The 22,246-nt window shown below is 59.0% G+C and carries 18 protein-coding genes; 7 read left to right on the forward strand and 11 right to left on the reverse strand.

Going from position 1 to position 22,246, the window contains the following annotated elements:
• Positions 1–179: 179 nt before the first annotated feature.
• The gene (locus BLT77_RS08565) at positions 180–2,507 is read right to left on the reverse strand and encodes a DNA polymerase II (RefSeq protein WP_090364740.1); all 2,328 of its coding nucleotides are present in this window, start codon (positions 2,505–2,507) and stop codon (positions 180–182) included.
• A 63-nt stretch (positions 2,508–2,570) separates the two neighbouring features.
• On the opposite strand from BLT77_RS08565, the gene dinG reads away from it, so the two are divergent.
• Genes dinG through BLT77_RS08600 form a run of 7 tightly spaced genes read left to right on the forward strand, consistent with a single transcriptional unit; the run spans position 2,571 to position 8,671 of the window.
• The gene (gene dinG / locus BLT77_RS08570) at positions 2,571–4,658 is read left to right on the forward strand and encodes an ATP-dependent DNA helicase DinG (protein WP_090364742.1); all 2,088 of its coding nucleotides are present in this window, start codon (positions 2,571–2,573) and stop codon (positions 4,656–4,658) included.
• Positions 4,659–4,665: 7 nt separating this feature from the next.
• Positions 4,666–5,442: a TSUP family transporter gene (locus tag BLT77_RS08575; protein WP_090364744.1), complete on the forward strand. Its 777-nt coding sequence runs from the start codon at positions 4,666–4,668 to the stop codon at positions 5,440–5,442.
• Positions 5,439–6,077 (forward strand): primosomal replication protein, encoded by a 639-nt coding sequence (locus BLT77_RS08580; protein WP_090364746.1) that lies wholly within the window; start codon positions 5,439–5,441, stop codon positions 6,075–6,077. The genes BLT77_RS08575 and BLT77_RS08580 overlap by 4 nt, the downstream gene beginning before the upstream one ends.
• A 12-nt stretch (positions 6,078–6,089) precedes the next feature.
• Positions 6,090–6,761: a YccT family protein gene (locus BLT77_RS08585; RefSeq protein ID WP_090364748.1), complete on the forward strand. Its 672-nt coding sequence runs from the start codon at positions 6,090–6,092 to the stop codon at positions 6,759–6,761.
• 35 nt (positions 6,762–6,796) lie between these two features.
• Entirely contained in the window at positions 6,797–7,699 is a 903-nt protein-coding gene (locus BLT77_RS08590; protein ID WP_090364750.1) for a histone deacetylase family protein, read from the forward strand.
• Positions 7,700–7,710: 11 nt separating this feature from the next.
• Entirely contained in the window at positions 7,711–7,974 is a 264-nt protein-coding gene (locus BLT77_RS08595) for a late competence development ComFB family protein (protein ID WP_090364753.1), read from the forward strand.
• Entirely contained in the window at positions 7,949–8,671 is a 723-nt protein-coding gene (locus tag BLT77_RS08600; protein ID WP_176819244.1) for a DUF3108 domain-containing protein, read from the forward strand. The genes BLT77_RS08595 and BLT77_RS08600 overlap by 26 nt, the downstream gene beginning before the upstream one ends.
• Positions 8,672–8,885: 214 nt before the next feature.
• On the opposite strand, the gene BLT77_RS08605 is transcribed toward BLT77_RS08600, so the two are convergent.
• From BLT77_RS08605 to BLT77_RS08650, 10 genes are all read right to left on the reverse strand, one after another.
• Complete coding sequence (locus tag BLT77_RS08605; RefSeq protein ID WP_176819245.1) at positions 8,886–14,936, reverse strand: LamG-like jellyroll fold domain-containing protein; 6,051 nt, start codon at positions 14,934–14,936, stop codon at positions 8,886–8,888.
• Between the two features lie 303 nt (positions 14,937–15,239).
• On the reverse strand, positions 15,240–15,743 hold the full coding sequence (locus BLT77_RS08610) for a porin family protein (protein WP_090364757.1): 504 nt from the start codon (positions 15,741–15,743) through the stop codon (positions 15,240–15,242).
• Between the two features lie 227 nt (positions 15,744–15,970).
• Positions 15,971–17,260 carry a proton-conducting transporter transmembrane domain-containing protein gene (locus BLT77_RS08615; RefSeq protein ID WP_090364759.1) on the reverse strand — a complete coding sequence of 430 codons (1,290 nt, stop codon included), beginning with the start codon at positions 17,258–17,260 and terminating at the stop codon, positions 15,971–15,973.
• Positions 17,257–18,753, reverse strand: a complete 1,497-nt coding sequence (locus BLT77_RS08620; RefSeq protein WP_090364761.1) for a proton-conducting transporter transmembrane domain-containing protein — start codon at positions 18,751–18,753, stop codon at positions 17,257–17,259. The genes BLT77_RS08615 and BLT77_RS08620 overlap by 4 nt, the downstream gene beginning before the upstream one ends.
• The gene (locus BLT77_RS08625) at positions 18,750–20,183 is read right to left on the reverse strand and encodes a complex I subunit 5 family protein (protein WP_090364763.1); all 1,434 of its coding nucleotides are present in this window, start codon (positions 20,181–20,183) and stop codon (positions 18,750–18,752) included. The genes BLT77_RS08620 and BLT77_RS08625 overlap by 4 nt, the downstream gene beginning before the upstream one ends.
• Before the next feature lie 181 nt (positions 20,184–20,364).
• Positions 20,365–20,670, reverse strand: coding sequence for an NADH-quinone oxidoreductase subunit K (locus BLT77_RS08630; protein ID WP_090364765.1), 306 nt, complete (start codon positions 20,668–20,670; stop codon positions 20,365–20,367).
• Positions 20,667–21,290, reverse strand: a complete 624-nt coding sequence (locus tag BLT77_RS08635; protein WP_245709900.1) for an MnhB domain-containing protein — start codon at positions 21,288–21,290, stop codon at positions 20,667–20,669. The genes BLT77_RS08630 and BLT77_RS08635 overlap by 4 nt, the downstream gene beginning before the upstream one ends.
• A gap of 86 nt (positions 21,291–21,376) precedes the next feature.
• Positions 21,377–21,694 carry a Na(+)/H(+) antiporter subunit B gene (locus tag BLT77_RS08640; RefSeq protein ID WP_090364769.1) on the reverse strand — a complete coding sequence of 106 codons (318 nt, stop codon included), beginning with the start codon at positions 21,692–21,694 and terminating at the stop codon, positions 21,377–21,379.
• Positions 21,682–21,981 (reverse strand): monovalent cation/H(+) antiporter subunit G, encoded by a 300-nt coding sequence (mnhG, locus tag BLT77_RS08645; protein ID WP_090364771.1) that lies wholly within the window; start codon positions 21,979–21,981, stop codon positions 21,682–21,684. The genes BLT77_RS08640 and mnhG overlap by 13 nt, the downstream gene beginning before the upstream one ends.
• Entirely contained in the window at positions 21,968–22,246 is a 279-nt protein-coding gene (locus BLT77_RS08650; RefSeq protein WP_090364773.1) for an MrpF/PhaF family protein, read from the reverse strand. Before BLT77_RS08650 ends, mnhG begins: the two co-directional genes overlap by 14 nt.

Consider the following 22,246-nt stretch of genomic DNA (forward strand, 5'->3'; position numbering starts at 1 on the left):
GCGAGCATCGTTCATCCAGTGAAGGCAGACGAGACTAGCAAGAATTTCTCAAAGCACATATAGATCAAGCTCACACTTTTGGCGGCCAGATTGAATTTATCTGTCTTTTACACCTCCAAATCACAAACTTTATCACTATAGCCGCACAAGTTTTACAACACATTAACTATTGACCCGGTTTAAAACAGCCCCATCTGTCCCATAATTAACCGCTCCAATGTCGTTGGTGGCGTTAAATGCGCCAATATCGGTTCGACAATGGGCTGGATCTGTTTTTCCAGATAATGGCCGTAATCCGGTGTAAATACGCCCCCCTCTGCGGGTTCTGCGCCCTGAGGAGTCATGATGTAGGCAATCTGACTGCCCTTGCGATAACGAGCCCGCCCAGCCAGTTGATTCGCCTTTTCGGCGGCAATGACGTGCGGCCCCCTGGAACGATAACTTTCCAGCGGCTGTCGGAGTCGCTTTCGATACACCAGCAGGTCGTCACACTCCCCGGCCATCAATGCCTCAACCTGCTGTCGAATCAGCGCCTCCACCGGCTTGCCTTCAAACCAGCTTTGATAGAGCCGTTGCTGGAACTGGCGAGCCAGCGGCGTCCAGTCGCTGCGCACGGTCTCCATCCCCTTAAACGTCAGCCTAAGCGCGTCGCCCTCCATTACCCCACCGACGTAGCGCTTCTTCGAGCCGGTTTCGGCGCCCCTCAATGTTGGCATAAAGAAGTGGTCAAACAGGGTTTCAAACTCCAGCTCCAGCACACTCTCCAGCCCGGACTCCTGCTTCAGCTTCTGCTGCCAGCGCCGGTTAATGGTGGCCACCAACCCGACACCTATCTCATTGGCTTGCTCCCGCGTGCGCCACTGGCCCACATGAACAAAGGTGGAGTCCGTATCCCCATAGATCACCTCATAGCCCGCTTCCTCAATCCAGGCTCGGGTGGTTTTCATGATGTCATGGCCCCGCATGGTGATGGAGCTGGCAAGCTTGGGGTCGTGGAAGCGGCAACCCGCCGCCCCCAATACGCCATAGAAGGAGTTCATCAAAATCTTAATGGCCTGGGACAATGGCTTGTCGTTATTGGCTTTAGCCAACTCCCTCTGCTGCCACAAGGTTTCGATGATGGCCGGTAACCGGTGCTGACGCCGATGAAAAAATGCACCACGATAACCCTCCAGACGATCCTCGTCCGTCGCAGACTCCGCCGCTGCCATCCCCATGGGATCAATCAGAAAAGTACGAATAATGCTGGGGTACAGGCTTTTAAAGTCCAGCACCAACACATTTCGATACCGCCCCGGTACCGAGTCCATCACATAGCCCCCCGGGCTGGGAGCAATCTCGGCATCGGTCAGATCCGGCGCCACGTAGCCGGCGCGGTGCAACTCGGGCAGATAGAGGTTATTGAACGCCGCGACCGAACCGCCGAGCCTGTCCATCTCCAGCCCGGTCAATTGGGCCCGGCTACAGGCAAACGCCAGCAGATCCAGTTTGTCGAAAATTCGCCACACCAACTCACAGTCCATCAGATTGTAGTGAGCCAGCGCGAGCGGATCGTGGACAAAGTTATGCTCAATCTCGGCCATGCGGTTGCCGCTGTCCTGACACGCCTTGCCCTCCCCCAGTAGCAGCCGGGCCACATTATCCAGAGCGTAACTGTCATAGTGGTAAAACGCCGCCTTCAACCAGTCGATGCCATCGAGCACCACTCGCCCTTCTAGGCCGTAGCCGCGCCCTGGCCCGGCATCCTGTTGCCACTTGGGTTCGGTCTGGCCCCGCCCCAGCGTCAGTGGTATCCCATGGTGCCCGGCCCGGTTTTGCAACAACTTGAGGTCAAAGCCCACCACATTCCAGCCGATGATGACATCGGGATCGTGACGCTCAAACCAGCGCAGCAACTCCCTCAGCAATTCCGCCTCATCCTCACACCAGGAGAGATACGTCGGCGCCCCGGGCCGGGGAGCCCCCCGCATCAATACCCGCTTGTCACTGTCGGCGTACAAGCCTATGGAGTACAGCTCGCCGTCACGGGAGCACTCCAGATCCAGGGACACCACTTTCAGGCTGGGCCGCCACTGCAGCGGCCGAATCTGAACTCCCTGCGGCCCCTGTTTCCACTCCAGCGCGGCGGTGACCCGGCGCTCCATCAAAAATCGGTCACAGCTGCGTACGTCACTCTCCAGCAGCGGAATTGCCCGGCTGGCACAGTATTTCTGCAACTGCCGCCACAGCTTCAGGGAATAACAGTAGAGGGCGCACTGGGGTTGATCGTCAAAACTGGTCAGTTCAATGGCGGTCAACGACCACTGGCTGGTCGGCCAGGGAGCCAACCACTGGCGTAATGCCGCTTGCTGGTGCTGAGGCACAAACCCCAGAAAGCCCTGCCCGGCCACCTCCAGCCTGTAAGGCCCGAAATCGGTCGCCAGCCAGTAAACCAGAGACAGGCCGCCGGGGCCGCTGTGCTGATGGCGGCTTAATAACCAGCCACGGGAAGGGATTGAATCGGTCATGCAGGCATTCTGACGTAAACACTGGTATTATGTACAGCTGACTTTCCCCATTAAAGCCGCAGCATGCTCAGTGACAAAACCAAAAAAATGACCCGCCAGGCCTACAACGGCATTGCGGAAGCGATCCCCAACTTCGTGCGTCGCAAGGAACAGAATTTCCTGATCGCCGAGATCGCCAAAACCCTGGCCGGTGAGTACGAAAAGTCGCGCCGCATCATGGTGGTGCAGGCGGGCACGGGTACCGGTAAGTCACTGGCCTACTGTCTGGGGGCCATTCCTCAGGCGCTGGCGTCCGGCAATAAGGTCTGCATCGCCACCGCTACCGTCGCCCTGCAAGAGCAGCTGATGCACAAAGATCTGCCGTTGGTGCAGCGCCACAGTGGCATGACGTTTAAATTTGGCCTGGCCAAAGGGCGCCAACGCTACGTCTGTTTGTCCAAACTGGAGTTGCTCGCCGGAGAGGCTGGAGATAATGAACAGGGACAACAGGCACTGTGGGAAAGCAAACCGGCCAGCGCCGACATCGCCCTGCTGAAACGACTGCATCAGGCCTACCACACTGGCAAATGGAACGGCGAGGTGGACAGCGTTCCGGAGCCGGTGGCGGATTACCTGTGGCAACAGATTGGCTCCGACAAGCACAGCTGCAATAAGCAATTGGCCGCCCACCGGGATTGCCCGTTTCACAAAAGCCGTGACGACATGGACAGCTGGGACGTGTTGATTGTCAACCACAGCCTGCTGCTGGCGGATCTCGAACTGGGGGGCGGCAAGATTCTGCCCGACCCCGACAGCATGTACTACATCATCGATGAGGCCCACCACCTGCCTCAGGTCACCCGGGACTTCTCCGCCGCCAGCGCTAACATGAAAAGCACCGCCGACTGGCTGGGCAAATTGGAAAAGTCCGCCCACAAACTGGCCCGGGAGCTGCGCAGCGATCGTGCGACCAACCAGGCCACCGAACTCACCAGCGACATCGAGGCCATTGGTGACGGCCTTGGTCAGGTGGTGGATTTCTGTGAAGCCAATCCGGCCATCTTCGACAACCCGGAACTCAGGCACCGTTTCGAAGGCGGCGAACTGCCGCCGGTACTGATCACCCTGGCGGACAACCTTAAGCTAGCCACCAATCAGGCCCTGAAACGCCTGACCAAGCTGCAGCAGCAGCTGATGGAATCGGTCAAAGACGGCGAGATCAAAGGCTGGCAGGCTGAACCCCTGGTGGCCGACATCGGCTTTCATCTGCAACGCCTGGAGGGACTGTCGCAGCTGTGGCTTATGATGGCCCGTGAAACCCCCAGCAGCGGCGCACCGCTGGCCCGCTGGATAGAGCGGGTGGAGTATCAGCAACGCGCCGACTACCTGGTGTGCACCTCCCCCATTGAGATCGGCTTTATGCTGGAGGAGATGCTGTGGAGCAAGGCCGCCGGCGTCGCCCTGTTATCGGCTACGCTGATGGCCCTGGGCAGTTTCGATCACTATCGCCATCAGGTGGGGCTGCGCAACAACGACGGCACCCGCTACACCGCCCTGCCCTCCCCCTTCGATTACCAGCAGAGCGCCACCCTGTTTCTGCCCAAAGTCAGCGTGGAGCCCAGCGACGACCGCTTTGGTGACATGCTGATAAAAACCATCCCCGAACTGCTGGAGGAGCAAACCGCCAGTTTGGTGCTGTTTACCTCCTACCGGCAGATGGAAGCGGTGGCGGACACCCTGAGGATGCACAAGAAACTGCCGATCCTGGTACAGGGTGAAAAAGCCCGTTCCGAGCTGATCGCCGAACACCGACAGCGCGTCGATGACGGCAAGGTCTCCATCCTGTTTGGCACCAGCAGTTTTTCCGAGGGTCTGGATCTGCCCGGTGAGTACCTCACCAACCTGATCATCACCCGCTTGCCGTTTGCGGTCCCCACGTCACCGGTGGAACAGGCCCACGCGGAGTACATCAAATCCAAAGGCGGCAACCCTTTTTTGCAACTGGCAGTTCCCGATGCGGCCAAAAAACTGGTACAGTCCTGCGGTCGTCTGCTTCGAAACGAAACCGACTACGGCAGAATCTCCATTCTGGATCGGCGCCTGGTTACCAAGCGCTACGGCAGCTCACTGCTGGACTCCCTGCCCCCCTACCGTCGCCATATAGAATATTGATAGCCAAATGATTGAACTGGGTTTAGACCTGAACTTGATGCTGCTGCTGTCGGCAGTGGCCTTTGCCGCCGGCTTCATCGATGCCGTAGCCGGTGGTGGTGGCCTGCTGACCATTCCTGCGCTGCTGACTGCCGGGCTGCCTCCCCACCTGGCACTGGGCACCAACAAACTGGCCGCCAGCTTTGGCTCCCTGACCGCCAGTTGGACCTATTATCGCAAGCAACTGTTTAACCCAGGCTTCTGGCGTAAGTCCTTTATCGCCACCTTCATCGGCGCCGCCGCCGGCACCCTGGCAGTGGATCAGTTTTCCGCCGACCTGCTGAATCGGCTGTTGCCTCTGGTGATTGTGGCCATCGCCCTGTACACCCTGTGCGCACCCAGCCCTTGCGACGAACATCAGGGTCTGCCCGAGCGCACTCTGGGGCTAAAAATCAAACAATGGAGCCAGGGGCTGGGACTGGGTTTCTACGACGGCTTTGCCGGCCCCGGTACCGGCGCTTTCTGGACCGTCTCCTCCATGGTGCTGTACAAGATGAACATCCTGCTCTCTTCAGGATTGGCCAGAAGCATGAACTTTGTCAGCAACGCCACCTCTCTGGGCTTTTTCATTGCCCTGGGACACGTCCACTTCGGCATCGGCATCGCCATGGGCATCTGCCTGATGGCCGGCGCCTGGATCGGCGCCCACTCCGCCATCCGCTTCGGCAGCAAGTTCATTCGGCCGGTGTTCATCACCATGGTGCTGATCATCGCCGGCAAACTGGCCCTGGAAGCCTGGCTATGAGTTTTCGTCGTCAAAATGACTTGATGCAGTTGCTGCGCCAGCGCTTTGCCCAGCTCAAACAGCAGGTTCAGGACTACGACCGCCAGCTGAATCAAAGCACGGAAAAGGCCCTCAACCACAGCCATCGATTCCACCAGGGGCTGTTTGAGCAAACCGGCGCCTCGCTGAGTCAGTGCATCGCCCAGATGGAAAAGGACATGACGGCCCTGGAGCGGCTATCCCGACACCCCGGGTCCGAAGCCACCTTCGAATACCTGTGCCAGCAGTTCAGTGATCGCTATCAGGCGGTCAATCAAGCCATGGCCGCCACCGGCGTTCAGGTGGCCGGCACCAAATTCAAAAGTCGCCGCCAGTGGCAGCAGCGGCCCCACAGCCAGTACCAGTGGATCGCCCAATCAGTCATGAGTAACAGCAACAGCGCCTACGCCGAGCTGCGAAAACACCAGAACTGGGCCAGCCGGCTAGAGCAAAAGATCCGTGAACTTGAGCAAAAACTGGATTTGCATCAAGGACAAGAAAAAATCAAACTACAGAATGATATTCTGGCAACCCACAAACGGCTTGGCCAATGTCGCCAGGCTATGACTTATATTGAAGAACGTATCGCTCAGCTTGAAAAGCGCGGGCACAGATAAAAGGAGCGCAGGATGAATAAAGCCTCGGTATTGGCGGCAATGATCGCCGGGGGAATGAGCTTTGGCAGCCTGGCTGCAGAACTGAACATTCCACTGTCATTTGAGTTTATTGCGGTCAATGGTCAGGAAGTAAAATCCAACTTTTTCAGCCATAAAGATGAGATTGAGTTGGAAAAGGGCGACCACACTATCGCCCTGATCTACAAAGATCTGGTGGAAGAACCCTTTGGTGATGGTCACCAGCGGGTCAGCTCCGACCCCTTCCTGCTGCACATCACCATCGACAGCGATGGCGAATACAAGGTGCGCCCCCACGAGGTAATTCGGGATCTGGATCAGGCTAAAGCCTTCGCCCAGAAGCCGGTACTGAACGTGACCCAGGAGAATGGCCAGGCCGTCACTTACAAGGTTGAGATGACCGCGGTCAAACAGGAAACCATCTTCGACGCCCTCAACAAGGGCCTGTCTCCCGAGCAGGAGGCCAAGCAGAAGGTGATCGCCGCAACGGCTCCGGGCGCCGCAGTAGCAACCGGTGCCGCCAGTGTGACCAGCGGCGCGCAGCCTCAGGTCAATATGCAGGGCGACGACGTCACCAATCCGCAAATGATGCTGAAATACTGGTGGCAACAAGCCGATGAAAAGACCCGCAAGGATTTCATGAGCTGGGCCATCCAGAACATGTAACCCGGGAGGGGCCGGCAGCGGCCCCTTTTTGCATCATGATCCATTGCGTCTATCACCCCTGCTACTCCCAGTTGGTGCTGCCACAGAACCACGGCTTTCCCATCACCAAGTACCAACACCTGTATCAGCAGCTGCAGCGCCATCCGCAGCAGCACAAGCTGCGCTGGCACCAACCCGATGCGGCGCCACTGGCCCAGATTGAACGCTGCCACCACCCGGAGTACCTGCACCAATTTCTTGGCAATCGCATCGCCGCCGCACCGCTGAAGCGGATGGGTTTTCCCTGGAGCGAGGCGCTGGTCACCCGTACCCTGACTTCGGTGGGCGGCACCGTACTCACCACAGAGCTGGCGTTGGAGCAGGGCATCGCCCTGCACCTGTCCGGCGGCTACCACCACGCCCACTATGATTTTGGCAGCGGCTACTGCGTTTTCAACGACTTGGTCATCGCCGCCGAAGTCGCCCTGACCAGGCCAGCGATCCATAAGGTGGTGATCTTCGATCTCGATGTCCATCAGGGTGACGGCACCGCCGCCCTGTGCCAGAGCCGGCCGGAGATCATCAGTTGCTCGGTGCACTGCGACAGCAATTTTCCCAGCCGCAAGCAACGCTCCGACTTCGATTTTGGTCTGGCCAGAGGCTGCCAGGACGACGATTACCTGCAGAGCGTCAGTGAGGCACTGGCGCTGGTCACCCGCCTTCACCAGCCGGACCTGCTGATCTACGATGCCGGTGTCGATGTTCACCATCAGGACAGATTGGGGCACCTGAGTATCAGTAATAGAGGATTACGTCGGCGGGAACAGCTGGTACTATCCTATTGTCTGAACAACAATCTACCGGTCGCCTGCGTCATTGGTGGCGGCTACGATCGCGACCCCGAGGCCTTGACCCACAGGCACCGGCAGCTGTTCGACGCTGCGCTGGAACTGCTATAAAGGAGTATGACATGGATGCGGACATCAGAAATTATTACGAAATTTTGCTGGAGCAGACGGTCACCGACCGTAAACTGGCCGAACAGTTCACCCGCAGCCAGTTAGCCGACCTGTTCTGCCTGACACTGAACCAGATGCCCTGCCGCTACTTCCGCCACCGGGTGGACCTCAGCGCCTACGCCTCCAGTGATGAGCTGGTGGCGATGCAAAAAAACGTCGATGAAGCCCTAACCCGAGCCCTGAATTACATTGAACGCCACCCCAGAGAAGAGTAATCGACCGTTACACCGGTTGCTGTTAATCGGCCTGTTACTGGCACCGTCCCTACAGGCCCAGCAACCGGCGCCCTTTATCGCCCACTACCAGGCCACCAGCAAAGGGCTGCCCTGCGGCGGTGGCTGGCAGCAGTTGGTCGATGACGGTAGCCAGTATCAACTGCTCAGCAAGGGGAAGTTCTGCCTGCTGGGAGGTAAGGTAGACAACCGCAGCGTACTCAGTTGGCAACAGGGGCGCTGGCAGACGCTCTCCTTCGATGCCTCGGTTTCCGGCTGGTTCTCCCGTGATGACTATCAGGCCAACCGAACCCCGGACGGCCTGATGGCCGTCAACAAGGATGGCTCCCCCCTGGTTTATGAGGAGCACCCCCCGGCCAGCCAGGGCGCCGCCACCATGCTGCAGAACCTGGCACTGGATGCCGAGCGCCAGCGCCAGGATCTGTTTGCCGATTACACCTGGGGCGATGAAACCCGGGACTACCGCTTTCAGTGGCTGGGCGAGGAGCAGATCGAATTTAACGGACATGCCTACCGAACCCATCATCTGCGCCAGACCCACCCAAAAAAATCCCGGGTGGCAGACTTCTGGTTTGCTCCGGCGTTGGAACACCAGCTGATTAAGATGACCGTCCACCGCCTGGGCATCAAGATGCTCGACGTGAGGCTGTCGGACTTCGAGCGTACCTCTGCCCCATAACGGGTCAATGCCGCTCACCAGACCCGAATAAAAGGCGTCCGCTCCGGCCTGCGCCGCCGATCTCAGCAACAGACTCAAACTGACATCGAAATGAAACGTTTGCGTTTCACTCTATCTTCTAACGACGGCGAACTGGCTGGCCGCAGCCCCCTGTCAACAGAGGTGTCTCTGGATCGGGTTCGCGGCGCGCCACCTATACCGGCCAACTCTCGCCTTAAGGCGGCAGTGTTGCCAGCGCCTGAATCTCGTCCCCGGTCAATGCCCGCTCATAGAGACGCACTTCATCCAATGTGCCGCTGAAGAACTCGGACACCCCATCGGCGCCGCCGAAGATCAGATCGCCCTCGCCATCCGCAGGCTGTGCCGACCCGACGGCCACGGCCTCGCCGCCCCGATACAGGGTGCGGGTACCCGCCGGTCCATTCTGTACCAGCGTCAGCTGAGTCCAGCCGGTACTGATGCCGCCGTCCACCAGGTTTCCGGGCCCGCCAAAGACCCAGGCATTCCAGGACGACACCCATAAACCATACCAGGGCGCACTATCGCGGGACTTGGTCACCACTCCGGACCAGCCCCCCTGGGCTCCGTCGGCATTCACCCACACCGACAGGGTAAAACTGTCGGTGACGGCAAAGGCCAGCGCCGCATCATGAGCAATACGAACCCGAGCGCTGCTGCCGTCGAAGCTCAGGCCACCACCGGCCCATCCCGGCACTCGACTGGCGCCGCTGAGGCTGCCCACCAGGCCGTTGCCAGAGGCATCCAGCACCGAATCCCCGCCGCTTTCATCCAGTGGCCAGTACCCCACCAACCCAACAGTGGGAAGACCACCGCCGTTGAGGTCGATATCAAACTGGGCACTGCTGATGCTGCTGCCTGACAGGCCGTCGGCCAGGGCGATGGCCTTGAGGGTGACGCTCTGATCCAGGGTCAACACCGACAGATACTCATCAGAGCCCGCATCGGGGTCGCTGCCGTCCAGGGTGTAGTACAGCCGCGCCAGGGGCGTCGCCGAACTCAGGGTCACCGCCACCGGTCCGGAGAAACTGCCCCCGGCCGGCGAGATCACCGGTGCCGCCACCGTTGCCGGCTCGGCCACGGTGACGCTGATGCTGTCACCGGACTCCGGGTTGGTGAGCGGCTGATGGTTCTCATCCACCAACCACACCTGCAGCAGATGACTGCCCGGCGACACGACGCCGAAGTCATAGCTGGACAGCGACAGGTCATGCAGAGGGACATAGGCCTGATCATCCAGTTGTACGTGCACATGGTTGTAGCCGCTGGCATCGCCGCTGCGGCTCCAGCTCACCACCAGATTGCCGCTCACCTCACTGCCATCGGCCGGCGCGGTGATCACCACCGCCGGAGCCTGATAGGGTTCAATGGTGATACTGACCTGAGCGATATTACTGACGGTACCGTTTTGGTCCGCCAGCCGGTAGCTGAAACTGTCGGCGCTGGTGGCACTGCCATCGTGCTGGTAGCTGAGGCTGCCCGTTGCCGCATCGTAATCGATGCTGCCGTAAGCCGGCGCCGTGACCAGCTCAAAACTGTCCAGATCCCAGCCCGCCGGGGCCGAGTCATTGGCAAGAATGGCAATGGTGACCGCCTGTCCCTGGGTGACCAGCGCGCTGTCATTGCCGGCGCCGGGGTCGCCACTGCCAGGCTCCAGGTTCATCAGCGCCACCACCTCGGCACCACTGAATCCCCGGCCATACAAGCGAACCTCATCCAATACGCCGTCAAAGAACTCGCTGATGCCGGCCGCGCCTCCAAACCACAGCTCGCCGGTACCGGTTCCCGCCCGGGCCGGACCGCTGGCGATCTCGGCGCCATTGAGGTAGAGGCTGCGGCCGCCGGAGGCCTGAACCAGGGCCAGGTGGTGCCAGCCACTGCTGACTGGGCTGCCGTACAGGGCCGACGGACCACCAAAGGTCCAGGCGTTCCAGGAGGAGATCCACAGTCCGTACCAGGGACTTTGATCCCGGGACTTGGTGACCACCCCGCTCCAGCCGCCCTGGCTGGCGGCAGGATTTACCCACACCGACAGGGTGAAAGCATCCCCCTCGTTAAACGCCAGACCGGCGTCATGGGGCACGCTGACCCAGTTGTCGATGCCATTGAAACTCAGTCCGCTGCCAAAACGACCGGCAACCAGGCTGGCACCGAAGGCGGTGCCGCTGCGGCCATTGCCCGAGGCGTCGTTGACCTGCCCCCCCGGCAGGGCATCCATGGGCCAGTAGCCCAACAGATCCGGATCGCCACTGCCGTCGACCACCTGTACATTGATGGTTTGAGACGCCTCAGGATTGGGCAACGCCACATGGCTCGAGTCCACCAGCCACACCTGAATCTGGTGACTGCCGACACCCACCTGGCCAAAGTCGTAGCTGGTGAGGGCGGTGTTGTGCAGGGTGACATGGGCATTGTCGTCCAGCTTGACGTGAATGTGGTCATAGGCGCCGCTGTCTCCGGACAACTGCCAGTACACCACCAGGTTGCCACTGACATTCTGGCCATCGGCGGGACTGGTAATGGTGACCGTCGGCGGCTGATACCCCTGCACCGTCACAGACACCGGCGTCGCGGCAGACCAGTTGCCGGCGTAATCCTGCACCCGGTAGCTGAAGCTGTCACTGCTGCCCGCTGCACCGCCGTGGCGATAGCGTATTTCGCCACTCTGGGCATCGATGGCCTCAATGGTTCCAGCTGTGGGACCGGCAACCACCTCCACCGACCCCGGGTTCAGCCCGGATGCGGCACTGTCATTGGCCAATACATCGATGCCAACGCTGGCGCCGGATACCACACTGGCGCTGTCCGGCTGGGCCACCGGTCCCGGCGCCGGCGGCGCCGTGGTCGCCAGAATCAGCAGCTCCTGCCCGTCCAGCGCCCGGTTGTAGAGGCGCACCTCATCCAATACTCCGGAGAAGAACTCACTGACCCCTCCGGCCCCACCGAACCGCAGGTCACCGCCGCCGTTACCGGCCCGGGCGGTACCGCTGGCCACCAGCTCGCCATTGAGGTAGAGGCGACGGGCATCACCCGGGCCATCCTGCACCAGCGACAGGTGTTGCCAGCCGGTGTTGATGGCGCTGCCGTACAGGTTCGACGGCCCCCCAAAAGTCCACACATTCCAGGCAGAAATCCACAACCCGTACCAGGGACTCTGATCCCGGGAGTGGGTCACCAACCCGGCCCAGCCCCCCTGGGAACCATCGGCATTGACCCAGGCAGCCAGGGTAAAGCTGTCACTGTCGGCAAACGCCATTCCTGGCTGATGGGGTACCACCACCAGATCACCGCCGCCATCGAATCTCAGCCCCTGGCCGTCCCAGCCAGGCGCCCAGCTGCCACCGCTGAGCTGGCCGTTCCAGCCACTGCCGGACTCATCATTGACCACGCTGCCGCCGCCTTCGTTCATCGGCCAATACCCCACCAGGCCTGCCACCGGAAATTGCGGACCGGTTTGCTGAAGGTCAAACTGGGCCGAGGTCACCGCAGAGGGAATGAAGCCAAGATGGTAGGCCCACACCTTAAGGGTGGCGCTCTGGTTCAGGGTGACCGTACCGGCAGTGGTCGGCGACGACAGGTTGGGATCACTGCCATCCAGGGTGTAGTACAGGCTGGCGCCCGCCGTTGCCGAGCTGAGACTGACCGTCAACGGCGCCGTATGGCTGCCGCCATCCGGGGTGATCACCGGGGCCGCTACGGTATCGCTGCTGCCGTTGTCATACAGGTTGATGGTTACCGTTGCCGGCGCCGACACATAGCCGTCGGTATCCTGCACCGTGTATTGAAAACTGACACTACCGGGCACGGCACTGCTGGGCTGATAACTGACCCGACCGCTGCCGGGCACGATGGTCAGCAATCCGGACGCCGGCTGACTGATCAGGGTCAGGCTGTCGTAATCCAGGCCGGCATCGTCACTGTCATTCGCGAGCAGATCGATGTCTGCCACGCCCCCCAAAGCCACACTGGCGGCATCGTCATTGGCCACCGGCGGCGAGATACTGTCACAGTCCGGGTAGAGTGTGGCCACTTTATGGGTGGCCAGGCCGTGGGCATCGGTCACCGTCAGATGCACCCGGAAAAAATAGGTTTCACCGTCGCAGCCCACCGGGGCAATCTGCACCTGGCTGCTGCAGTTGTTGTCGACGGGATCGGAGTGGGTATGGTTGTTGTGGTGCAACACCGTCTGCCAGGCGCAGCTCAACTCCGCCAGGCTGTGCTCATTGTCGCTGAGCTGGGCCTGAAGCGGATACAGGGTATCACCGGACAACGGGTAACGGCTGCCATCGGCCGGGCTGGTGATGGTCACCGATGGCGGCGTATTGTTGACACTCACCAGCACACTGGCGTCATCACTCTGGGCCGGGGAACCGGAGTCGGTGACCGTCAGTTGCACCTGGAAACTGGCCGGGCCGGTTCCGGGAGCAGAGAACTGGTGAACGGGATTGGCGCTGCTGCTGCCGGCGCCATCATCGAAATTCCACCAGTAGCTAAGCGCACCGCCTTCAGGATCGCTGGATCCACTGGAGGACAGCTGCACCGACAGCGGCGACGGCCCGAACTGAGGTGTTGCCGAGGCCACTGCGGTCGGAAGACGATTGCCCCCGGGCGCGTAACTGACCTTGTGGATGAAACTGGCCCAGCTGATGTAATACAGCTGCCCCTCGGTAGGGTGTGTGGCCAGAAAAACGATGCCACCCCCCTGGCTCAAAAATGGCCGAATTTCGGTGAGGCGATGATCCGGGGTCATGACAAAGTTTCGAATCCACTGGCCACCAAAATCGCCGTGAAAATAGGTGCCCTGGTAGCTGGCGGGAAAATCACTGCCCTGATACCAGACCCCACCGGTCGAGGCATTACCAAAAAACGGCTGTCCCTGGGTCAGGACATCGCCAGTACCCGGCACCGCATCCCCCACATCCACCGCCACCGTGTTGCCGGCGGCATCAAAGGCGGGGTAGCGGGTAATCGCACCACCATGAAACCAGTCCAGCTGCGGACGCTGGTGCACATACACCGGCACCTGAGTGATGGCTCCGGAGCCACAGGGGTTGGCAAAGCTTGGCGCCGGCACGGCCGCCTGTTTCAGTAGATCACCAAAATTGACGGTACACCCCAGTACCAGTGAGGCGATCTGGTTTTGCACCACCTTGTTCTGATACTCCAGCGACGGCTCAATCCCCTCAAACAGCGGCCAGCCAAAATTCTGTCCCGGGCCACTGATCACATTGAACTCCTCCCAGCGGTTGTTGCCCACGTCTCCCACAAACAGGACGCCAGGGTCGCCATCCTCGATGTTATGGGAGCCGGTGCCCGGTTTCAGGCTCATGCGGTAGGGGTTTCGCAGCCCCAACGCCCACACCCGGGATTTGGCCGCCCGCGGAGCAGAGGCATCAAAATAGGGGTTACCCGGCAGGCCGTCGCCGCTGGCCGGATCCAGCCTGAGCACCTTGCCATTCAAGGAGTCCGGCATCTGCGAACGGTAGGAACCGACGTTCTCCGCCGGAGTAATAATGCCGTCATCCAGGCCGTCCTGATAAGCGGTCTCACTGGCGCTGCCGGAGTCACTGGTGAGGTAGCTGGCGCCATCGCCAAAGGCCGCCAGCAAGCTGCCATCGGTCCCAAACACCAACTGGCCGCTGCTGTGGGATTGGTGCAACAGCGGGAACCCACTGGACGCAGTTTCACCCAACAACACCTTACGGCTGTTGTAGTCCACACTGGTGGCATTGCGATAATCCGCCTGACCGGCGGGCTTAATGGCGGTGTAGCGAGTGATGCGACCGATGGTGGCCTGAGTCACCTGAATGGTTTCCAGCGGGTCGTAATCCTGGTCACACTGGGGCGCGCCGACCCCGGAGGCGGGCTCGCTGCAATGCAGCAAGTGATGCCGGTCGACACCGTAGTTCAGATAAAGGTAACCGTTGCTGTTGAAATCGGGGTCCAGGGCAAACCCCAACAAGCCGTGATCGCGCCACGCCAACACTTCATCGCTGATGTCGATGAGAGGCTGGGTCACCGGAGCCGCTTGGTCAATAATCCAGACTTTACCGTCACGTTCCCAGGCGTAGATGCGAGAGCCTTCCTCATCGAAAGCCAGACCTACCACACCAGACCACCCCGCCCCATCGGGACGGGAGAGGGTTTCCTCCGTGAAATCCGAGTCTTCAAACAGTGCCGCCGATGCCGTCATTGGCAGCAGCCAGAGTCCTGAGAGCAACAGCATGCCCATTAGAATATGGCGCATACGCATCACCCACTGCATTAGAGTAACAACAAAGGGCACAGGCCCCCGGCATGTAACAGCTTGATTCGACAATTCAAGGTGTCGAATGCAACTAGTCTAGTAGAGAAATTAAGGCTGTCGAACCCGAAGCGATGCGCTGTCACGGCCCCCTAACAGGCACAAAAACTGAGTGACTTTATCGGGTTTTAAAACTCTTCAATTAGAACAGCAACCTGTGCAGGCTTGAATAACAAGCGAAGGGCGATTACAGAAACAATAAAAAAAGGACGACCCTCAGTCGCCCTTTCGACACCACGATTAGACTCAGAACCGATAGGTGGCGCCCAGGCTGAACCCGGACACTTCCACGCCACTCTTATCCAGATACATCATGTATTCCAAACCTACGTCCAGGCGATCGGTGGCCGCAAAATCCACCCCGATGCCATAGGAGAAATCATTTTCATCCTCCTTGACCTTATCGAAGTCATCGCTGGCTTCCAGTTCACCCTTGGTATAACCGGCAATCACGTAAGGAGTAAAACCGGAGTCCGTCGGCATCTGGCCCCGCAGATACACACCGTAGTAATAGTTCAGCTCAATGTCGACGCCCATCAAGGTATCGTCTGACACACCCGTGCCCAGTCGCGCTTCGACCGCCACGTTCTTGTTGAACTCATACCCCAGGCGGCCACTCAATGCCCCAATGTCCACGCTGGGCCCACCATCCACTTCCATAAAGTTATACTGACCGCCAACATAGACGGCAGGCTCCGATGCCAGGGCACACATCGGCATCAACAAACAGGCAAATACGATCTTTTTCATGCGTCACTCCATGAGCCGTTCCGGACCATCATACATTCCGAAACTCAAATTGAATCAGATAGAACACCAACTCTAATTGGTGGTCAATACCCATAGTAAGCCCAATAACAAGCGCCGGTTTGTGGTGCAGATCACAACCGCAATCAACCCAGGTTCGAATGCAACCCAACACCGACTCCGCCGTCAAAATGACTGCTACGCCAACAAAGACTTCCTGTTTCTGCTGATCATCCGGCTCCCCCGGTCAGTCCAACCTGCAGCAGCCAGAGTGCGACGGAGACGGCCAAGATACACAACCCCAGCAACAACGACAGCGCCAACCTCCAACGCCGCAACACCTGTTCGCCCGCCTCAAACACCCTCACCCATTGTGACAACCGCCAATGCTCCCTCCACCAGGTAATCCACCACGCCCGCACTCCTGGCACAGGATCCGTGCCCACTCGCCGCCCCCACTCTATAAACGCCTGACACCAGCGCTCAACCGCCAGCACCTCTGGCTTAGCCCTGACCACTGGCACCTGCCCCCTGTGCCTCTGCAAACCGGCACCCCCTAGTGCTGCCCCTATTCCCAAAGCCACAACCATTGACAATGCCCCTCCGGACCGGCTCCAGCCCTCCGGGGTCACCAAAGCCGTCCCCAGTGCCATGACCAGCCCCCCGGTGACCATAATGACGACATAAGCTGGTTGCCGTTGCCTCTGCGCCCCCGAGCCCACCACAACCAGACAATATAGAACCGAAGCCGCACCAAGAGCCTGAAGCCCTGTTCCCAACCAAGGCGCTGCAACCTTACCGGGCGGCAACCATTGAGCAGCCCCCAGTAATCCGGTACCAACTGGCCCCAACCACAACAGCAAGGATCTTGCCAGCCGCCCAGGGTGATATGCCAACGTAAGCCATTGATGTATTGGCCATACTCCTACCTTTAGGGCAAAACCTATAATGACCAGTACCAGATAGAGTGCTGAAATATTTGGCCAGGATACAACCAGGGGCAAGGAAGCAAACCCCACGGAACCGGTTAATTCGGCCGCCAGCAGCATCGCCTCAAACAACACCAGATCCGCAATGACCAACGCCACCAGGTAGAGACGACCGGCGCGGCGGGCAGCAACATCGCTATCCGCACACAACAAACCAATGGAGGCATAACCCATCAGTGTTGAAGATGAGAGAAAAACAACCATATCCGTCGCCAGAACCGCCCCCAGCTGCCCTGACATTGACAACAGAAACAGACTGTTCGTCCCTCCATCCGCCTTATCTCTTAGGGTGGCAGCGATGCCCCAGAACACGACCGACACGGCCAACCACCACCGGCTGTGTGAATCCACCCCCATCCCTGCCCCCGAATACAGCCACGGCAGTTCAATAGCGACCTCCTGCGGGACAAACAGCAAAACGGCGGCGGGCAACAACGCCATATGCGCAGGCCAAGGCAGGCGACGGTGCAGATTGGGCAGCGCCAGCACCAATGGCCACAGGGGTGAAAATAGCAACAAGATTTCGCTCATTGGCCCCCCGTCCGGTTGACGATTAAGCCAACCCACTCCATCAAACTAAAGGGGGCCGACGCCCACAGCCCCAGAACGACAATGGTGGCGGCAGTAACCAAAGGCGGAACCAATAACGCCCATGCCGTCTCCTTCTTGCCGAAACAGCGTTCGTCGGGCCAGCTTTCGGGGGGCGGCTTGAACCAGGCGGCGTAGACGATGGGCAGGAAATAAGCGGCATTAAGCAGGCTGCTGCCTGCCAAGACCCACATCACCCACAGCTGACCGGACTCCAGAGCCCCGACTCCGAGATACCATTTACTGAAAAAGCCCGCCAGGGGCGGCACCCCGATCATACCGAAAACACCGACAGTGAAGGCTGTCATAGTCCAGGGCATGCGTCGCCCTACCCCGTTCATTTCACTGACTCGGTGAATGCCCAGCGTCTCGGCCAGATTTCCTGCACACAGAAACAGAGTGATTTTTTGAACGCCCTGGTGCACCAGGTGAATCAGGCCGCCAGTGGCAGCAACGGGGCCCGCAATGGATATACCAAGTACAATGTAAGCCACCTGACTGACCGTAGAAAATGCCAACCGCCGCTTCAATTCATCCTGAAACAGCGCCCGAAGTGACCCATAAAGAATGGTCACTGCCGCTACGACCGCCAGCGGCAAGGTCAGCCCCAGGCTGCGCGAGAATTCAATACCAAAAACTTCATAGACAACCCGAACAATGCCAAAAGCCCCTGCCTTAACTACCGCTACAGCGTGCAGCAGTGCGCTCACAGGGGCCGGCGCCACCATCGCCTTGAGTAACCAACCATGCAGGGGAACCAGGGCGGCCTTCACCCCCAGACCGGCAATACACAACGCGAATATCAGCATCAGCGTCGGGTGCAACGAGGCATCAAGGCCGGACAGAAACCCCCGCTCCTGGAACTCGGTTGTGCCAGATAGGCTATAAAGCCATACCGTCGACAGCAGCAGCAACGCCCCACCGGTTAGGGTGTAGATTAGATAATCTCTGCCCGCCCTTTTCGCTACCTCGGTCCCACGATGGACGATCAGCGGATAGGTGCACAGAGTCAGCAATTCATAAAACAACAAGAAGGTCACCAGGTTGCCGGCCAGGGCAACACCCACCGTTGCCGTAACGCACAAACTGAAAAATCCGAAAAATCGACTGCGGTAAGGGGAGCCTTCCAGATACCCGACGGCATACACCGTGGTCACCAGCCACAGAGCTGCAGACAGGCTAAGGAACAACATCGCCAGTGGTCCAGCGCTCAATACCAGATCGATTCCAGGCAGCAGGGGCAAGCGCGTCTGGTAGCTCAGGCCGTTTAACATGCCGAAAAACATCACCCCGACCAATAGCAGTTTGAGCGCCGCTCCCGCCAGGTTCAGTGTCGTCCGGGTCGCCGTCCGCTCCTCAGGGAGAAAGAAAATGGCCACCCCCGGAATAAGGGAGCTGCCGACGACCATCAAAGGCAGAGCCGCCGCCCAGCTCATAACGGGGGAGTCCCGTCAAAGGGAAGTCCAATCTCCATCACCGTCAACGGCCAGGGCGCAAACAGCCCCAATAGAACAGCCACCATGGCCAATACCAGGGCGGTCCACTCCATTCGGGGCACCCCTCGCTGGTTGCCACAGTTCGGCTCGGCCTGGGTAAAGGCATGACTGATGACTTTGAACACGTAAGCCGCAGCCAATAGCCCCCCGACGAGCAAAATCGCCCCCCACCACCATTGGCCTGACTCAAGTGATGCCTCCAGCAGCAACCACTTGGCAATAAAACCGCCACTAGGCGGCAACCCCATTAGGCTGATTCCAGACACAGCCAGTGTGATGAACGTCAACGGCATGCGCTGGGCGATGGGGTCTAAGTCAGCGATGCGATCGTGGCCAGCGAACCGCTGGATATTCCCCGCAGCCATGAACATCGCCGCCTTCGCCACCGCGTGGGACAACACCATATAAAGGGTGCCTTTCCAGGCGGTACCCATGCCAAGGGGAAAAGCCAGAAACAGGTACCCCAACTGTGACACGGTGGAGTAAGCGATCAGCAGTTTCAGTCGCTGCTGGCATAGCGCCAGGATCCCCCCCCACAGAACGGCCAACGCGCCCAGTCCCCCCAGCAACTGCGCAAAGAAACCATCCACCGCAGGAAAAATCTCCAACCACAGGCGCAGCAAGATATAGAAAGGCGCCTTCACCACCAGAGCCGACAACAGCGCACTCACCGGAGTCGGTGAAAAGGCATGGGCGGCCGGCAACCAGAAGTGCATGGGAAAGAGCGCCGTCTTGACAAGAAGACCGAAACTCATCAAGCCGACCGCCACCATGACCGAAGGTGATGGCACCACCCGTTGCGCCAATATAGCGATATCCAGACTAGCAAACCCATGGTAAACAAAGGCGACGCCTAACAGGTAAAACAGAGAGCCCAACTGGCTGATTAACAGGTAACGCATCGCCGAATTCAGAGCCTGTGCCCCGCCGTCCAGTGCGATCAGGGCCACCGCGGCTAACCCCAGCAGTTCAAGAGTGACATAAAGATTAAAGATATCGGCAGACAGGAACAGTGCATTGAGCGCCGCCCACAGCAATAGCCATAGTGACCAGAAATGGGCTGACTTATCGCGACTAAAGTAGCCATTGGCGTAGACGCTGACCCCAAGCCCTACTACAGATGCCACCGCCAGCATCAACAGGCTCAATCCATCAGCGTAAAGATCAATGCCCAGAGGCGCACCCCAGCCCCCAACGGCATAGCGCTGCGGCCCCAGTGTTTGCAACTGCCACCCCAGACCCGCGGTGGCCCCCATGACCGCCACCGACGTAAGCACACCCAGTACCGCGGCTTTTTTCCGGAACAGAAAACAGCCGATGCCCCCCAACAAGGGCAATACGATCAGTACCACACCCCAGGGAGTTTCCATTACTCTGCACTCCAACTGCAGCCTTTTGAGCCATTGTTGATGACACACGTCAGCACACTAAATCGGTTCAAAGTCCAAGGGAGATAATTGAGACAACTTCCAATATTCCGAACGAGCAACAAGCTCCCATAACCTGAGCCGATGAGAACGTTCAGGTGTCCCCGCAGCCGGGTATGTCCCATTACTCCTCACGGCCGTCAGACAATTCGTTTTTCCCCGTTGTCTGGTACACTCTCAACATCAAAATAAGTGCCAACGCCGTCGCTGACACGGTGATAACAATGCCTGTAATTACCATGGCGTGTGGCACCGGATCGACCCCGCCCGGGGTACGGGAAGCCAAGGCCACCAGCACCAGAAAGACGCCGGAGCACATCACGTTGACGGCCAGTATCTTGCGTAACAGATCCACATTGTGAATCAAGGCGTGCAGAGCGAGAGCAAATACGCTTACACCAAGAGATGCATAAAGATAAGCCTGAGTCATTCACTCCTCCTCCCTGGTCGCCCACCCATAAACAGCGCTGCCAATGTTGCGCCGATGGACAGCGTCGCCATTGCCTCAATCGCTAAGACAAAGTGACCTGCCACAGAAGGCGGATACTGCAAAAATGCCGCATCCGCCAATAACAAGGCAGCACCGGTCAACACAAACAGTCCCACCCCCGATGCCAACAGCAATCTTAACGGCAACCCTGTAAACCGATCATCAATACGCCATCCACACAGGATCAGCAGCACCCCGGCGGCCCCCAATAATGAACCGGCCTGGAAGGCTCCCCCGGGTGCGGACGCACCGGCCCATAACAGGAAGCCCGCCGAGACAATCAATACAGGAACCAGTTGACGCGACATGATGTCCAGTACCTGACCTGGGTCCACTTGTCGATAATCCGACACGGTGCGCAGAGACCACACTCCCATCAGAGCCACCAGCAATACACCCAACTCCAGCAAGGTATCGTAACCACGGAAATTGAGCAGTACTGCGGTCACCGGGTTCGAGACACCACTGACTTCCATATTAACCGTCACTGTTTCTGACAGGTTTTCAGCAGGTTCTGGCAGAGTGAATACGGCATACACGAGACCAACCCAAAACAGCAACAACAGAGGCCTGAACCTATGCCTCATGGCACTCTCTAACGGCCATGACTCCGGCTTTATCCATAATTTCACTTCGGCTCAGGTCATCAGTCATCATTACCCCCAGTGCCAGCCGAGTCCTTACCGGACCCACCCTTCGATGCAACCAAACGACTCCCCCGAATACGAGCCATTGCCGCCAGCAACAGGGCTCCGGTCAGCCCTCCACCTATCGCCGCCTCGGCCAGGGCGACGTCCGGCGCATTGAGCCGAACCCAAGCCAATGACATCAGCAATCCGAAACTGACGTACAGAACTATCGCCTTGAACATATCCGCAGTGGCGAGCGCCTGCCAGGCCAGCCAAAACAGGCACCCTCCCAGAAGCCCGTCAAACAACCAATACAACAGGGTCAACGCGTCCATGGCTTAATCCCCCGCTGCAGAGCCCTTTTGGCGATCAGGTGGGATATACTGGCGCTGGCAAGCATCACTAACCCCCAGATTATCAGCAACTTAACCACAACAAGCCCATTTGCCGCCTGAGCAGCCAAACCAAGAATCACCAACCCCAGGCCGACGTTGTCGGCCTTAGTCAAAGCGTGCAACCGCGTATACACGTCTGGAAATCGCAACAATCCCAAAGTGCCCGCCAAAAAAAATACCGCTCCAGCCAGCAACAAGATGGAAGAGATCACCTCAGTGGGAATCATTTTTCCCCTCCTTAATCCGCCATGCCGGCCTGACAAATGCCACTGTGGTTACTGCCGACAACAGGGCAAATACCAAAGCCACGTCAGCCAAGGCCGGGTTGCCTGTGGCATGAGCCAGAATCAACAAGATGGCCACCGAAGAGGTACCTAACAACTGTACCGCCAACATACGATCTGCCGCTGTCGGCCCACTCACGACCCGCCACATGCCAGCAACAAGGTTCAGGAGCAACACCAACGCCAGTGAGAAATAAAAAATCTGCAT

It is taken from the genome of Ferrimonas sediminum (assembly GCF_900100175.1).
GTDB classification, from domain to species: Bacteria; Pseudomonadota; Gammaproteobacteria; order Enterobacterales; family Shewanellaceae; genus Ferrimonas; species Ferrimonas sediminum.